Consider the following 15,040-nt stretch of genomic DNA (forward strand, 5'->3'; position numbering starts at 1 on the left):
AGTGTCCGGCGGCACATTGTGGGAGGCGGCAACGGCTGATTGTTTTCGGCAGTTTCCACTCCCTGACCGTGCGGTATAATTCCTGACCGCAGGATATTGGCGGGAACACCGCACACTGTCATAGCTTTATTCCAGAGAGCATTCGGAATGCTTTTTGAAATAAGGCCATGACTAAACAGTCACAGCCTTGTACATTGAAAATTTCATCAATCCAGAGTCTGGTTCTCAACGGCATCACGGATGATATCGGCATCGATGACCTTGCATTTACGCTGTGAGCCGATGGCAAAGGCATCGGTCATCAGGTTGTCGATGAGTCTGGGGTTGCCCTGGGTATAGCTGTGGGCTGCAGACAGTGCAGCGGTATCAATGATCTTTTCGGATGCACCGGCAAGCTTTATCTTGTGAAGTATATACTCTGCAACCTCACCGTCATCCAGTCCGCTGTAGTTGTAGTGGACGGTGATCCTTTGGCGGAGGGCTTCATGAACGGGCTTTCTAAGGGTGTCATTCAGGTGTGATTCACCGCAAAGGATGAGCGTAAAGTAGTTGACGGAATCGTAGCCATAATTCATCAGCATCTTGATGTCATTAAGGATTCCGGTGTTCAGGTACTGCGCCTCATCAATTGCAAGGAGCAGAGGTTGCCGCTTTTCCTTGAAAAGGTACGATATCTGCTCGCGGATTGCCTGGAACATCGCAGGCTTACCGCCTTTTTCTGTCACACCCAGGATACTGCAGAACTGTTTATAGAAGTCGGCGACACTGATAGTTGACAGGCACATGTACTCCATGTGGTAAAGGCTGGGGTTGAGGCTGTTTGCAAAACACCGGAGGGCATAGGATTTACCCATGCCCGGTCTTGCGGTGAATACTCCTATGCCCCTGATGTCCTTGAGGTAATTGAGACGGTTTGTCATTTCGTTGAAATCTTTTGAGATAAAGCAGTCCTTTTCCTTGAGCTGCTGCTTGTCAAAGGGATTGTATGACAGACCATAGAAGCTATTGTACATCAGCCTACACCTCCAATCCTTGAGTAGTCGATAGGGTTCTGGCGTTTTACATGGCAGTTCTCATTGCGGTTGGTCCTGCGGAGGGGATAGTGTTTTCCATCAAAAAGAATGTAGGCAGAATCCATGTCATCCGGAAGAAAGCGGATATCAACCTTTGCAGATATGAACTGCATGGGGACATCAAAGCTGACCTTGTCGATTGAGATGGTGGAGTCTTTCCTTACCTTGCGGGTTATGCGGTTGAGGAAGCACTCATCAAGCCACTCTTCGGACTGAGGCGGCTTGGGTTTGTATTCTGAATTTAAGTACCTGTCCATTGGAGTAGAATCGATGCCGCGATGGAAAGTGGTGTTGTAGGTGCGCATATAGTCCTTGAGCATGCTGTCAAACTGGGAGAGCGATGTGATGGATCCGATATCCAGTGTGTACAGCCATCTTTCCTTGAGTGTCCTGAAATGGCGTTCCACCTTGCCTTTGCTGGCACCGTCGCGTACTTTTGTATGCAGGAGCACTATGCCAAGCGACACACAGATCATGGAGAGCTGCTCGTTGGAGTAGCTGCAGCCGTTATCGACATAGAGCTTGTCAGGAATGCCGTAGGTAGCAACAGCCTGTTTAAGGACTTTCTGGAAGTTGAAAGCGTTGTCGCTGTAGAACAGACCGCCTCCGACAAGGAGCCTTGAATGGTCGTCGATTATCATTATGCAGTAGACGCGCTTGGATTTACCGTTCTCAGTGATATATGGGAGATAACAGGTGTCCGCCTGCCAGCATTTTCCGAAGCCGTCCTCCTCAAATGCCTTACGGTCCTTTAGATTGGGATTTCGTGCGGACTTGAGGTCATTGTTTTTGATGAACCTCTGTACTGAGTCGACGCTTACACAGGCAGGGATGAATGATTCAGCTACCAGGTGGTGGTATATCTGGGTGGCATTCATGCGGGGATGCTCCTGCTTCATGCGGTAGATCTCACAGATTGCTTCGTCGTTCAGAACACGGGAAACGCCCATATCGGAGCGCCTTCCGGGAAGAAGCGCATCAAGGCCGCCGTTAGTGTACTCTGATTTCCACTTCTCCAGTGTTTTGTAGCTGTACTTTACAACGGTTCCGTCAGGAAGTGTGAGCGGGTTTTCGGTCACTCTCTTGTAATAAGCTGTAGCTGATGCATCAGGAAAAAGCCCCTGGACTACAGGAGCTATGAGTGCAAAGCGGAACTGGGCCATGTCGGCATCCTGCTTTGTGATTTCAGGGTTATTATTCATGTATTATGATCCTCCTTTATGTTTTCTAAAGCATAAAGCGAAGATATGGGCATAAACAGCCACCGGTTGTGTGGTCAGGTGATTCTGTAATCCGGAAGAAATATCTTCTGGCAGTACCCTGCGGATTCGCTACAGCATACAGATGGATTTTTATGCGACTGAAGGAATGAGAATGCGAAATGGCTGATGAATTCCGAAGAGAATCCATTGTAAGGATTACTGACCAGAGTTTTCATAAAATCACGGGTATCTGTTTTAAGATTTTCAAGTTCACCGAGCCAGAGTTTCTTATGCTGCCTGAACAGGCACTTCCACTTACGGAACTGACTGATGGATATTTCATATCTTTCGCAGATGCTTTCAATGGACCGGAATTGGAAGATGTGCTCTGACAGAACCCTGAGCACAAAGAACAGCCCATATGTCCCATAAGGGATGATGTGGTCAGGAAGTATGGCATGAGTGTGATGACAGCTGTCACAGATAACCCTCATTACACTGATGGAGCATTTGTGTCTCCGACCATTAACAAAGTCAGTGATAGTACGACCATAGTAAGCGTGGACATGACATTCGCCTCTGGATCCGCAGACAGGACAGGTCTCCTTCGATGGAACAAAGCGGGTCATAAATCGGTCAAAGAGGATTTTTGATGAAGTTTTAATATTTAGCATCTTGATAAACAGTAAGTTTTTCCGTATCATACAGACGTATCTCCTTTCATTATTCCCCGGATTCGTTCTGGACAGGTATGAAAGGGGACTTAAGATGACTGCTTATGAACAGGCAACCATAATTAGGGCATTGACCCTGCGCAGGACCTGTGTGCAGCTCTTAAGGGTGTGAATGAGGAAGGACGAACTGTGGTAGGGGCTGTCTTTCCTCATTTTTTATGCAACTGTATGAATATAGATCCGAAGGGGATAGTCAGTCAATATAGACACGAAAAAAACGTGCGGTAAAAAACAGCACGTTCAGATAGACAATATATAGGAGAACGAGAAATTAATCCGCAGTAAACCTTCGGTAGGTGAGAGGATTAATTCGACGCATTACACTATAAGGAGTAGGCCGTTTGCCCATGAAGGAGGAATTGCCATTTGCTTGCAGATATAATCAACGGATTCCTCCATAGGACGGGCTGGCTTTCGTTAACGTATTCATCGTCAGAAAAATCATCATAGTAGTTTTCATCCTGCAATGAAACATATGATGCATCCTCTGTGATAAGTTTGGAAAATTGATGGAGTTATATTCCAAAAAGTCAGGAATATTCCATGGCTCAAGGCTGTTAAATAAAAAGAGTGCCGCATAGGTGCCAAGTGTAAATTGACACTAAAATCACGCAATACTATAATTGTGCCATAAGAATATTGGCACAAAGGAGGATGTTATTGCTATGACACTTGAAGATGCTTTGAAAAGAATATCGGAACTTGAGAAAGAGAACGAAAAACTTAGGGAAGAACTTGCATTCTATAAGGGGAAAAAGTTTGCCGGCAGACAGAAGCATGACGAGCATTGGATGAAGTCATATAACGACTTTGTGGCGCTATATGAGAACGGCCTTACTATTATGGAGATTGTAAATCAGGGAGCAATCAGCCGTCGTACAGCATACAGATATAAGGCTTATTATGATGGGCTTAAGCAAATGAATGGTATCGGTAAAGAAGAAAAGAAAGAGAGTAATGTTAAAGTTGGAAAAAGAAAGTAATTCAAGAAAGGTTTCAGTAATAAAGGATGCACTAGGGCATAATGTTGTAATGATCAATGACATCATTTTTCGTGGAAAACGTGGAATAAAATGGATTGATGTTGAAGAATACCTCAGACAGTATGTGGGCGAGTTCTACACGATTGCAGAGACAAATGAGGTAGTGTATATCGGTACAGATTTACCTGATGAGTATGCTCATTCGGAATATACACATATTCTAAAAGGCGCTAATGAAAAAGCAAAAGCCAATGCAGCTCAAGGTTTACCTGAGCTTATAATCACTGCTACTAACATGGAACATACAGATAATTCAAAGGCAAAGCATAAAAAGGATGCAAAGTACGGCTGGTATAAATATGAATCGCGATTTGCATTACCGGTATTTGCAGGTGATGGGGAAGTTGAAAGATACAATGTTTTTCATGTGGCAATGATTTTAAGACATGATAAGGATGGTAAGAAATACTTATACGACATAATGAACATAAAAAAAGAAACGAGTGACCTTTTCCAGTCCGAAGACCTTACTCAGTAAAAAACCCATTTCTTGATTCATATGTTAATGGGATAACTGGGGATTGTCAAGAGCAATTTATGATTTCGAAAGGATACATGCGATATGTAATTCGTCAAGCCATTCACGAGATTTTGGGGACTGTATATTTTTTACAGAGTTTTGATATCTTTCAAGATAAAAAGCAGCAATATTTTAGGAAGGAAAGAAGATAATGGAAAAGAATAAAACAAGAAATGTGTCTGTGATAAAGGATGCAGACGGAAATAGCATTGTGATGATAAATGACATTATTTTTAAAGGGAAGAGAAGCCTTAATTGGGAAGATGTGGAGCAATATCTCAAAGATTATGTTGGAGATTTTTATTCAATAGCTGAAGATGGAGAGATTGTTTTCATAGGAACAAATCTCCCAGGTGAATATTCAGGTTCAATTTATACAAAAAAACTTAAAGGAGCTGCCGCCAAAGCTAAAGCAAATGCTGCTCAGGGTATTCCGGAAATGATAGAAATAGCAACAAATGGGGTGTTTGAGGAAAATAGGAAGAAAAAACATGGACGTGATGCAAAAAACGGATGGTACAGATATGATACAAGATTCGGGCTGCCTGTTTACGGTGATGATGGGGAAATCAGTGGATACAACATATTCCACGCAAGACTCTTAATCAGGCATGCGGGAAGCGGAAAGAAATATTTATATGATGTTATGGAAATAAAAAAAGAAACGAGCAAGTCCTGTCAGGCTGATGCCCTACCCGGTGATAAACCCATTTCTTGATTCTTATCTTAAAGAGGTTTGGAATAAATGTCAACAGAAATTTGGAGGGCCACTTTTTATGAAGACAAAGAAGACTAAATGCTACATCGATACCAGAGTTTCCACCGCTATGCAGGTTGATGGCTATAGTCTGGGTGCTCAAAAGGAAAAACTTAAGCGTTATGCAGACTATGAAGAAATGAAAATAGTAGGCGAGTATTCTGATGAAGGTCATTCTGGTAAACGTAATTGAATTGATCAAAAGTCAGCATTTCAGCGCATTATAAGCCATAAATTCAAATTGATTAATTATGCATTGGTATAGTAAGATTAACATATAACATTGTTTTGTGATAAAAAACACGCGTGAAACCACACGGAGGAGGCTGGCTATGTTCTTTAATAAGGTAAAAAACAATGATGCCCTGATTGAGGCTATACAAGGCGGCAGTATAGATAATGTTATTAATGGCGGGAAACTGATAAGCAATCCCGGAAACGTATCTGATGGTGAAAAAGAGGTAATACAGCGGATAAATGATGATGTTTCTCAAATTATGGAATATGCCAACGGAGAGACCGCAAAGCTCAATATGGTCAATGAAATAATCCGCTCAGGAATGTGGGAGATGTATTTTGATCCTTCCAGCGGTGAAATCAACGATGTCGTTTGGAGTGATGAATTCCGCAGGATGATAGGCTTTAGAGATAAGTCGGATTTTCCGAATACATTGGAGGCATGGACCGGCAAACTGCATCCCGAGGATAAGGATATGGTTTTGTCGGAGTTCAATGCAACTTTGGCGGATAAGACTAATAGAAAGAAGTATGATGTCAATTACCGTTTAAAGACAAAGTCAGGAGAGTATAGATGGTTTCGTGCAGCCGGAAATCTTTCAAGGGATCGAAGCGGTGTACCTGAGATATTCATTGGAATCTTTATTGATATAACTGAGCAGATTGAACAGAAGAATCAGCTTGAAATTGAAACCCAGCGCCATGAGGCCATAGACAGTACGCTGTCTGAGGGTAGCTGGAGCATGAATGTTATCGGCAAAAATCCGTCAAATCCCGATAATCCTTTCTGGTGGAGCCAGCAATTCAGGCATCTTCTTGGATATCAGGATGAAAGAGATTTTCCGAATGTCCTTAATTCCTGGAGTGACAGTCTTCATCCGGAAGATAAAGAGGCGGCATTGGATGCATTTAATAAGCATGTCAGCGACTATTCAGGCCGTACGCCTTTTGACATTGAATACAGACTGAAGTGCAAAGACGGCACATATAGATGGTTTAAAGCTGTAGGTACGACCGTAAGAGAGAGCGATGGCACTCCGATAGTTGTTGCAGGATCGATACTGGATATTACGGATTCCAAGAAGAATAAAGAGATTGAGAGCGAGATGAGGACCAGTGTAAATAATCTCACAACCGCTCTTGCAGAGATGACCAAAACTGTAGATCAGGCTACAAAAGATATGACCGGCGTTGCCGATAAGCAGGCTGAGATTGTAAAGTCAACAGATGTGATAAACGAGTCGGTTGAGGCTTCTCTTAGAATAATTGATATTATTCAGGACATTGCTTCCGAGACGAATCTTCTTTCACTGAACGCTTCAATTGAGGCTGCCAGAGCTGGTGAAGCCGGCAGGGGATTTGCTGTTGTAGCTGAAGAAGTCGGAAGACTTGCTGTTACATCAACAAATACGAGTGAGGAAATCGCTCAGACACTTAATCATATGTCGGAAACCATCAAGAGCATGGTAGACAAGACGGTTGGTATAAATGAAAACATTTCTTCTCAGGGCGCAGCGATGGAAGAAATCAATGCAAATATAGAAGAACTGAGCGCTATGGCGGAAACAATCAATCGTATCTCCAAGGGACTGATCGAATAATTTGGCGAAAAAATTCATAGGATTTTTTAACCTCTATTCCATGATTTATGGTCTGGGATAGAGGTTTTTGTTTTGGGTAGAAAAAACTGAGTCTGTGTTATGATAAATATGGTTGTAGATAATGTTTAATGAACTATTATAGTTGATGATTTAGGCGGTATGGAATTAATCACGCTCCTTGTGATGCACGGGGATATATGGAATACGAAGAAAATGAGATGATTAAAAAGATAAATGAAATAATGAGCAGGTATCTGTGGATGGATTTTGAATTAACAAGCGCAAGCACCGGTAAAGTTGTACTTCACGGCTTTCTGGATGAATCCGGGGAGGATAAGATTCAAATTGTTTTTTCGGATGTTGACGCGATTTTGTGCAAGACAAGTTTTACTTTCGAAGGTGAAAAAGAATTTTTGAAGGAATTAGACGGTGAAAAGGCCTGCGCTATTAATCTGAATTATTCTATTTTGCAAGGAATGAAGATATTTCAGATATTAAACACGGATATAGAAGGTGAAATGTATATAATAGCGAAGAATGTGGATTATATAGTATGAAGGGACAAAGATAATGCTGATTACTGGCGAGATTGAACCGGGAATACGAATTGGGAAATTTCGGATCGGAGCAAAAAAGGAAGACATTCTTTCGGAAATTGATGACAGATATACGGTATGGGAAAGAGAAGATGGCTTTTCTATATATACCTTTGATAATTATATGCTCTGGTTTGAGGCAGATGGTAAATTACAGCAGATCGGTGTTACAGATGGATTTAAGGGGAGCTACAAGTCTGTTCGTATTGGTACAACGATGAAGGAGATAAAGGCTGTATTTGGCAATTATGAAAATGATCATGATGTATATGAAATATCCGGATTGAAGGGGCTTTGTTTTGAACTTGGAGATATGGATGATCGTGATGATTGGGATGAATTGGAGACTCCGATAGAATGGATCTTTGTTTATAGATGCTGATTGGATTCAGAACTCTATGGACTGAAACTATACAGAAATAGATTTTGAGTGAAAGTAAGATTATGCTAATAAAAGAACTATATGATGATGTAAATGAAATACAGGGTGAGGTTTTGGCACCACTCGAATTGTGGTATAACGAGATGATAAATAAAAGAATTGATGAGCTTTCAATTCTGGATATTTCCCGCATGCTCAGGCAAAATGAACTGATGCCGCTTGCAGTATCAAAAGCAATGGAACGCTTGATAAAGAATCCGCTGGATGGAGAAATGTATGATGGGAATCTTCTTTATCAAGTAGTAGACGCCATAAAAAGGCATGGTGCATCAGTTGATAAGCAAACGGCAGAGGAGTTCATCAAAATTGCAAATGCCCGAAAGGAAACATATGACTGGGAATTTGCGGAATGGAAGGCAGAATATGATGAACTGCTTGATACTTTTAAAAGATTGGTTGTGTGACTTAACGGAGAGCTATTTTTTTATTCTAAGTTGCTGTCTGTTTAAAAGCATAAAAATAACTATAATGACTACGCACATTACCTGAGTAGCCGTTATGACATGGTAAAGATGAGCTTGTCTGAGAAAATCCAATGCAATCTTAGCTATGCAATATATGATCGAGCCGATAAGCGGATTAAAGCGATCTTTGAAATAAAAAATAAGAGAACCTGCAAAAAGAAGCAGAAAAACTAAAGCCTCTAACTTCTGAATCGGGAAGAGGTTACCGTTATTGGTATGTACACACATAAAGCCGTTATACGGAAGTCCGGCACAGCATCCTGCGAAAGCACATCCGATTTTTCCAAGTCCGTACATCAGTGGCAGAGCTATCACAAAGGATTCGATGAATGTTTTTTTGTATTGAGGAGTTATCTTAGTAAATATAAATGCTCCCAAAAGCATCCCCAGAGCGGCTCCGCTACTGTTGAGTCTGATATATTTTCCCAATGTAAGTACATAATTCGTTAATAGTGAAATGTATAAACACATCACCAGTTCCAAGACAACGAACAAAAGGATAATTTTCCCGGGAACTTTTTTTCTTTTTTGCAAATATGCTATGACTAGCAGGCCGAAAAATAATCCGGAGGCTATCATTACTCTGTACATAGGCATTACACATCCTTTTTGTAATAATATTAGGGCATTCAATAGAACCGATCACAGCCATTGGTACAAAATGAGTCGAGCTCTGATGAACATTCCATACATGCGATTTCAAGCCATACTATCAAGGAAAGGTATATATAATTCATAATATATATTCCCAGCATAATAGAAGCGAACTTGCTGTTTGGGTTTTTAATAAGTGCTATAATATTGAACGCAAATCCTGCGATATTTACTCCGCATGCCACAAAAAGAACAGTGAAGTCAAATCCCAAATTAAAAATATTGAAAAAGATAATAGCAATTGAAACTATAAAAAGCGAAAGAGCTGCTATACAGTAGACGTTTTGTGTACAAGAGTATATCTCAAAAGTAGCGTCCTCCGTACATCCCATAGCATCAATTATTCTTTTGTGATTCAATGATAAATTTGAATTAAGCTGTTTGAATAAAAAAGGCTGAAAGCATTTATGACCGGAATTTATAAATATCGCAGTGTCATCGCCAATATAAAGGACCAGATACTTTTCTATAATGTCTAGCTTCGAACTTGATGAAATGATTTCTAATCTGCTTAGAGTGGACAAATTGTAGACATGCTCGTTATTATCTGCAAATGCATGAATTTCGTTATCTTTAAGAATCAACGAATCATTTTCATTTGTGATGCGAATTACATTAGTGTCCATAAAGGTTCTGTCTCCTTACGTTAATATGTCTTTATTTTATTGTATATATACAATACTTTCAAATGATTATTGACGGAAGCGGTAGAAAAGGCGTAGAGAAGGCGGGAATTTATTACAGTATGTTAAGGCTTTTTGCAGTTTGCTCAAGAATCCTGTAGTTTACACAGTCGTTGTTAACTATGGGATTTTTTTGTGTAAAATGTTTCTTGTACTAAATGTTGAATATATTGAAATAAATATACCGTTTATACATTTCGGTTTGTGGGGAGGCTTAAATGTTAGAACAAAATGAGACTACAAGTAAAAAGATACTAATGTTTATTTTGATCTTTATGATGGCAATAGGCTATTTGTTTTTTTCTGTTTTCTTAAGAGATTACTGGACCGAGATGCTGCTTGGAGGCGCAGAATATGATCGCCCGTATTGCGGGACTCTTGATGAATCCGGGCTGACGTTGCTGGGAGAGATTGACGGATGCGATGTTTACAAATACAACATGGAAGAGCTGGCTTATATAACATATAATGGTGAGCACAAGTCAATGGAACAAGTCCTCGAAAATTATAAGAAGAACAAAAAAGAAGACATTTTTCCGATGAATGGAGAAACGGATGTAGAAATAATTGACGGCCATCCTGTTCGCGTCAACAGATATGAGGCGCTGGTTACACTTGATCTTGGCGGAGCGATGATCTTCACACATTGTACCCAGGATATCGAAAAAGCATACAGGGAACTTGATTCGAAATATAATTAAATTAGAAATAATCTGCACGATCACATAAGTTTTTGTGCAGATTATTTTTTTCTCTGATAGGATAATCATATCAAAGGAAAAAGGAGCAATACATGCATTATGTTGATGCAAAAGGCATATTAACTTCAAATAGCGGAATACACGGAATGAACATCTATCGCGGTTGCACGCATGGATGTATTTATTGTGACAGCAGAAGCAAGTGTTACCAGTTTACGCATGACTTTGAAGATATCGAAGTAAAACAGAATGCACCTGGGCTTCTTGAGATGGCACTTAAGTCCAAGCGAAAAAAGTGTATGATAGGCACAGGAGCCATGTCAGATCCGTACATGCACTGCGAAGAAAAACTTGAGCTTACGAGAAAATGCCTTGAGATAATATCAAGATACGAATTCGGCTTAGCCATCCAGACAAAGTCGGACAGAATAATGCGTGACATTGACCTCCTGGATGAAATCAACCAAAAAGCCAAGTGCGTAGTGCAGATGACACTCACAACCTACGATGATGCACTCTGCAAAATAATCGAACCAAATGTCTGCAACACAAAGCGCAGAATAGAAGTTCTCGAAGAAATGCAAAAAAGAGGAATCCCCACAGTAGTTTGGATAACTCCGATCTTACCTTTCATCAATGATACCGCTGAAAATATAACTTCAATCCTAAACGAATGCGTAAGAGTAGGCGTAAAAGGAATCATAGACTTTGGCATGGGCCTAACCCTCCGCGAAGGCGACCGCGAATACTACTACGCCGCACTTGACAAGTATTTCCCCGGTTTAAAAGAAAAATACATAACCCACTACGGAAATTCATACGAACTCCCCAGCCCCAACGCCAAAGAACTCCGCACAATCCTACACAACACATGCCGCTCCGCAGGAATTATATCCAAAGCAGAAGAGTGCTTCAAATATATGAATGAACTCCCTGACAAATACCACCAAATGAGCCTGTTTGATCTGTAAAATATGTATGTGAGTATTGGCTGATGTGACTATTATCAAAAAACTACTGTCTGACGCCATTTTGTAACCAGCCCGGCAGAGAAGATGAATCGGTCAGATATGCGAGTATTCGGACGAGGATGATGATTTTCGAAGTTTATAAAAAAGCAAATGCCGATTGTTCTGAACAACGTGAAATGAGGCATTTGCTTTTTTATAAACTTCTGAAAATCACACCGCAGACGTACACTCGCATATCTGACCGATTCACCTTCTCTGCCGGGCGTACCAAAAGGCACCACACCGTAGCGGCCGGGCGCAACAAAAGGCTGCCTCACAGGAGACAGCCTCGTTTTCAGTGTTTTGCCATATGTGTTTTTATTGCTTCAAAAGATTCGTCACTTATGTAGTGCTCGATGCGGCATGCATCTTCGGCAGCGATCTTCTCATCTACGCCTAAATCGACAAAAAGCTTTGTAAGCACTGTGTGCCTCTCGTAGATGCGCTTTGCCAGTATTGTTCCGGCCTCTGTTAGTTTTACAAAACCATATTCGTCAATCTTCACAAGTCCTTCGTCTTTTAACAGGTGCATGGCACGGCTGACAGACGGTCTTGAATAGCCTAATTCCTCACCTATATCGACTGATCTAACGTTTGTGTGGCTCTTTGAAAGCACATAAATTGTTTCGAGATACATCTCGCCTGATTCCTGTAACGCCATCGCTTTTCACCTACTTTCTCTGCTTTTAAGGATACTACAAGAAAGGACCGAACACAACTGACATAAACTAAAAAAAGAATTTTTTTGGATCATAGACTTGACAGAAATGTTAGCAGGTGCTAACATAAACATCGTTAGATAACCTAACACGTGACATACATAGTCATAAGAAATCTCCTACCTGAAAAGCCGCATCTTGCCAATGCGGCTTTTTTCTTTGCTCAGGTGCATTTTGAATACTGTTTATTCGTATGAAAAAAGCATTAAAAACCATAAAATATAAATATTGCTATTGACATTAATTCTTAATAAGAATATTCTATGTTTGGAAAGTTAGCAATGACTAATTGCTATTATCAATTACTAACCTGATCCTTGGAGGGAATTATGACACTTAATAATGCAGAAGTTGGCAAAGAGTATAGAATCGATGCTGTTAACACAGAAGGAGATGAAGAGATGGAGAGCTTTTTGTTCTCACTTGGCTGTTACAGCGGAGAGAAGATTACGGTTGTTAATAAGAAACGTAATCTTGTTGTCGCTATAAAGGATGCCAGATACAATATCGATCCTGAGTTAGCTGATGCTATCAGTGTCTGATCTTATTTTATAAAAGAATTACCTATTTATTGGTTTTGGAGGAACAGTAATGAGAATCGCTATGGCGGGTAATCCCAACAGCGGTAAGACAACAATGTTTAACGCTTTGACAGGAAGAAGTGAGAAAATCGGCAACTGGGCAGGGGTTACTGTTGATAAAAAAGAAAGTGCCATAAAAAAGAACTATTACGACGGTGACGAAGAGTTGATCGCGGTAGATTTACCCGGAGCTTATTCGATGTCACCGTTTACTTCTGAAGAGAGCGTTACAAGTACATATGTAAAAAATGAGCATCCTGATGTCATCATAAATATCGTCGATTCTACAAATCTGAGCAGAAGCCTTTTCTTTACAACACAGCTCCTTGAATTGGGAATTCCTGTTGTGATCGCACTTAATAAAAATGATGCAAATGACAAAAAAGGTAATGCAATAGACGAAAAGCTTTTGTCAGAGAAACTTGGCTGTCCCGTAATAAAGACTATAGCAACTTCGGAGGCAGGTCTCAAAGACGTTATCAAAACTGCAAAGTCGCTTGAAGGTAAGGCTCAGAAGGCACCTTACAGCCAGGGAGATATTGATCTTAGCAGTAAGGCAGCAGCTGAAGAAGCTGACAGAAAGCGCTTTGAATTTGTAAATAAGATCGTAGACGAAGTTGAAAATCGTAAAGTTAATACCAATGACAAAAATATCAGTGATTCAATTGATGAGATAATTACACATCCCGTGATAGGTATTTTTGTTTTTGCCGTTATCATGTGGCTTGTTTTCTATATTTCTCAGACTACAGTCGGAACATGGCTTGCCGATATACTTGCGGGATGGATTGAAAGCTTCCAAGGGATGGTCGGAGAAGCAATGACAGATGCCAATCCGCTTCTTTATGCGCTTCTTGTTGACGGAATCATAGGCGGTGTAGGAGCAGTGGTTGGATTCCTTCCTCTTGTTATGATAATGTACTTTCTTATCGCGCTTCTTGAAGACTGCGGATATATGTCGAGAGCGACGGTTGTACTTGATCCGATTTTTAAAAAGGTCGGTCTATCGGGGAAATCCGTTATTCCTATGATAATCGGCACCGGATGCGGCATTCCTGCTGTTATGGCTTGCCGTACCATAAGGAATGAGAGAGAAAGACGCGCGACGGCAATGCTTGCAACATTTATGCCTTGCGGCGCGAAGCTCCCTGTCATTGCACTTTTTGCTGGAGCTTTTTTCCCTGAGTCAAAGTGGGTAAGCTTTATCTGCTACATGGGCGGTATTGTTCTTATCCTGCTGGGAGCGCTTCTTGTGAGAGCAATCACAGCTTCCAAGCATAAAAAGAGCTTTTTCATAATAGAGCTCCCCGAGTATAAGATCCCAAGTCTTATATTTGCGGTAAAATCTATGCTTGAGAGAGGTAAATCATATATCATAAAAGCCGGAACCGTTATTCTCGTGTGCAATACGGCTGTTCAGATTATGCAGACTTTTAATTTCAGATTGCAGCCTGTAGAAGAGGGAATGGAGAATACATCAATCCTTGCTGGAGTGGCAGGACCGTTTTCGTACATTCTTGTTCCGGTAGTCGGAGTTGTCAGCTGGCAACTTGCGGCAGCATCCATTTCAGGTTTTATTGCAAAAGAAAATGTTGTGGGAACCATAGCTACAGTATTTGCGGTATCGAATCTTATCGATACGGAAGAGCTTGAACTTATAGGAGAGGGCAATGCTGTTGCGGCAGTAATGGGAATTTCCAGAGTTGCCGCTCTTGCATATCTTATGTTTAACCTGTATACGCCTCCGTGTTTTGCGGCTCTTGGCGCCATGAATTCTGAGATGAAATCGGCCAAGTGGTTCTGGGGTGGGGTAGCACTTCAGCTTGCGACGGGATTTACTGTTGGATTCATGGTATATCAGGTTGGAACACTTATTACGACCGGAGCATTCGGAGCCGGATTTGTTTACGGGCTTATTGCGTTAGCGGTATTTGCGGCAATAATAACTTTCCTGATAAGGAAGAACAATAAAGAGGTTTCAACCGAGTTTAGAATCGGGTGAGCAATATATTTATATGGAGAC

17 protein-coding genes and 2 pseudogenes are annotated in these 15,040 nt (G+C 41.0%); 13 read left to right on the forward strand and 6 right to left on the reverse strand.

Annotated elements, in window-relative coordinates; genetic code table 11:
* Nucleotides 1-206 precede the first annotated feature (206 nt).
* Nucleotides 207-1,013: an ExeA family protein gene (locus T356_RS0100005; protein ID WP_026512706.1), complete on the reverse strand. Its 807-nt coding sequence runs from the start codon at nt 1,011-1,013 to the stop codon at nt 207-209.
* Nucleotides 1,013-2,275 (reverse strand): DDE-type integrase/transposase/recombinase, encoded by a 1,263-nt coding sequence (locus tag T356_RS0100010; protein WP_026512707.1) that lies wholly within the window; start codon nt 2,273-2,275, stop codon nt 1,013-1,015. The genes T356_RS0100005 and T356_RS0100010 overlap by 1 nt, the downstream gene beginning before the upstream one ends.
* Nucleotides 2,276-2,454: 179 nt before the next feature.
* Here T356_RS0100010 and T356_RS0100015 point away from each other — a divergent pair, with 179 nt between their 5' ends.
* Nucleotides 2,455-2,667, forward strand: a complete 213-nt coding sequence (locus T356_RS0100015) for a hypothetical protein (RefSeq protein WP_026512708.1) — start codon at nt 2,455-2,457, stop codon at nt 2,665-2,667.
* A 51-nt stretch (nt 2,668-2,718) separates the two neighbouring features.
* Here T356_RS0100015 and T356_RS21780 read toward each other — a convergent pair.
* A pseudogene (locus T356_RS21780) lies at nt 2,719-2,979 on the reverse strand (hypothetical protein); the annotation flags it as partial.
* Between the two features lie 695 nt (nt 2,980-3,674).
* Between T356_RS21780 and T356_RS17835 the strand changes: the two are divergent.
* The 8 genes and pseudogenes from T356_RS17835 to T356_RS20000 all read left to right on the forward strand — a co-directional run bounded on the left by T356_RS17835 (nt 3,675) and on the right by T356_RS20000 (nt 8,609).
* Nucleotides 3,675-3,992, forward strand: a complete 318-nt coding sequence (locus T356_RS17835; RefSeq protein WP_035780029.1) for a helix-turn-helix domain-containing protein — start codon at nt 3,675-3,677, stop codon at nt 3,990-3,992.
* Entirely contained in the window at nt 3,976-4,530 is a 555-nt protein-coding gene (locus T356_RS0100030; protein ID WP_242846528.1) for a hypothetical protein, read from the forward strand. The genes T356_RS17835 and T356_RS0100030 overlap by 17 nt, the downstream gene beginning before the upstream one ends.
* 193 nt (nt 4,531-4,723) lie before the next feature.
* Entirely contained in the window at nt 4,724-5,290 is a 567-nt protein-coding gene (locus tag T356_RS17840) for a hypothetical protein (RefSeq protein WP_035780031.1), read from the forward strand.
* 58 nt (nt 5,291-5,348) lie between these two features.
* Nucleotides 5,349-5,513: pseudogene (locus T356_RS20690) on the forward strand (recombinase family protein); the annotation flags it as partial.
* Between the two features lie 148 nt (nt 5,514-5,661).
* Nucleotides 5,662-7,167 (forward strand): methyl-accepting chemotaxis protein, encoded by a 1,506-nt coding sequence (locus T356_RS21670; protein WP_051563040.1) that lies wholly within the window; start codon nt 5,662-5,664, stop codon nt 7,165-7,167.
* A 197-nt stretch (nt 7,168-7,364) separates the two neighbouring features.
* On the forward strand, nt 7,365-7,724 hold the full coding sequence (locus T356_RS0100055; protein WP_026512711.1) for a hypothetical protein: 360 nt from the start codon (nt 7,365-7,367) through the stop codon (nt 7,722-7,724).
* 13 nt (nt 7,725-7,737) lie between these two features.
* Nucleotides 7,738-8,145 carry a hypothetical protein gene (locus T356_RS0100060; RefSeq protein ID WP_026512712.1) on the forward strand — a complete coding sequence of 136 codons (408 nt, stop codon included), beginning with the start codon at nt 7,738-7,740 and terminating at the stop codon, nt 8,143-8,145.
* A 44-nt stretch (nt 8,146-8,189) separates the two neighbouring features.
* Nucleotides 8,190-8,609, forward strand: coding sequence for a contact-dependent growth inhibition system immunity protein (locus T356_RS20000; protein WP_155838928.1), 420 nt, complete (start codon nt 8,190-8,192; stop codon nt 8,607-8,609).
* 12 nt (nt 8,610-8,621) lie between these two features.
* Here the strand turns inward: T356_RS20000 and T356_RS0100070 are convergent, their stop codons facing one another.
* Nucleotides 8,622-9,266 carry a prolipoprotein diacylglyceryl transferase family protein gene (locus T356_RS0100070; RefSeq protein ID WP_026512713.1) on the reverse strand — a complete coding sequence of 215 codons (645 nt, stop codon included), beginning with the start codon at nt 9,264-9,266 and terminating at the stop codon, nt 8,622-8,624.
* Nucleotides 9,267-9,298: 32 nt separating this feature from the next.
* Complete coding sequence (locus tag T356_RS0100075; protein WP_026512714.1) at nt 9,299-9,949, reverse strand: hypothetical protein; 651 nt, start codon at nt 9,947-9,949, stop codon at nt 9,299-9,301.
* A gap of 275 nt (nt 9,950-10,224) precedes the next feature.
* Here T356_RS0100075 and T356_RS0100080 point away from each other — a divergent pair, with 275 nt between their 5' ends.
* Together T356_RS0100080 and T356_RS0100085 are read left to right on the forward strand one after the other, a co-directional pair.
* The gene (locus T356_RS0100080; RefSeq protein ID WP_026512715.1) at nt 10,225-10,707 is read left to right on the forward strand and encodes a hypothetical protein; all 483 of its coding nucleotides are present in this window, start codon (nt 10,225-10,227) and stop codon (nt 10,705-10,707) included.
* 92 nt (nt 10,708-10,799) lie between these two features.
* Nucleotides 10,800-11,678 carry an SPL family radical SAM protein gene (locus tag T356_RS0100085; protein WP_026512716.1) on the forward strand — a complete coding sequence of 293 codons (879 nt, stop codon included), beginning with the start codon at nt 10,800-10,802 and terminating at the stop codon, nt 11,676-11,678.
* 334 nt (nt 11,679-12,012) lie between these two features.
* Here T356_RS0100085 and T356_RS0100090 read toward each other — a convergent pair whose 3' ends face one another.
* Nucleotides 12,013-12,378: a metal-dependent transcriptional regulator gene (locus T356_RS0100090; RefSeq protein WP_026512717.1), complete on the reverse strand. Its 366-nt coding sequence runs from the start codon at nt 12,376-12,378 to the stop codon at nt 12,013-12,015.
* Nucleotides 12,379-12,765: 387 nt separating this feature from the next.
* Here T356_RS0100090 and T356_RS0100095 point away from each other — a divergent pair, with 387 nt between their 5' ends.
* Together T356_RS0100095 and feoB are read left to right on the forward strand one after the other, a co-directional pair.
* Nucleotides 12,766-12,978: a FeoA family protein gene (locus T356_RS0100095; protein WP_026512718.1), complete on the forward strand. Its 213-nt coding sequence runs from the start codon at nt 12,766-12,768 to the stop codon at nt 12,976-12,978.
* A gap of 49 nt (nt 12,979-13,027) precedes the next feature.
* Nucleotides 13,028-15,019 (forward strand): ferrous iron transporter B, encoded by a 1,992-nt coding sequence (gene feoB / locus T356_RS0100100; RefSeq protein WP_026512719.1) that lies wholly within the window; start codon nt 13,028-13,030, stop codon nt 15,017-15,019.
* Nucleotides 15,020-15,040: the final 21 nt, after the last annotated feature.

It is taken from the genome of Butyrivibrio sp. LB2008 (assembly GCF_000621565.1).
Taxonomy (GTDB): domain Bacteria; phylum Bacillota; class Clostridia; order Lachnospirales; family Lachnospiraceae; genus Butyrivibrio.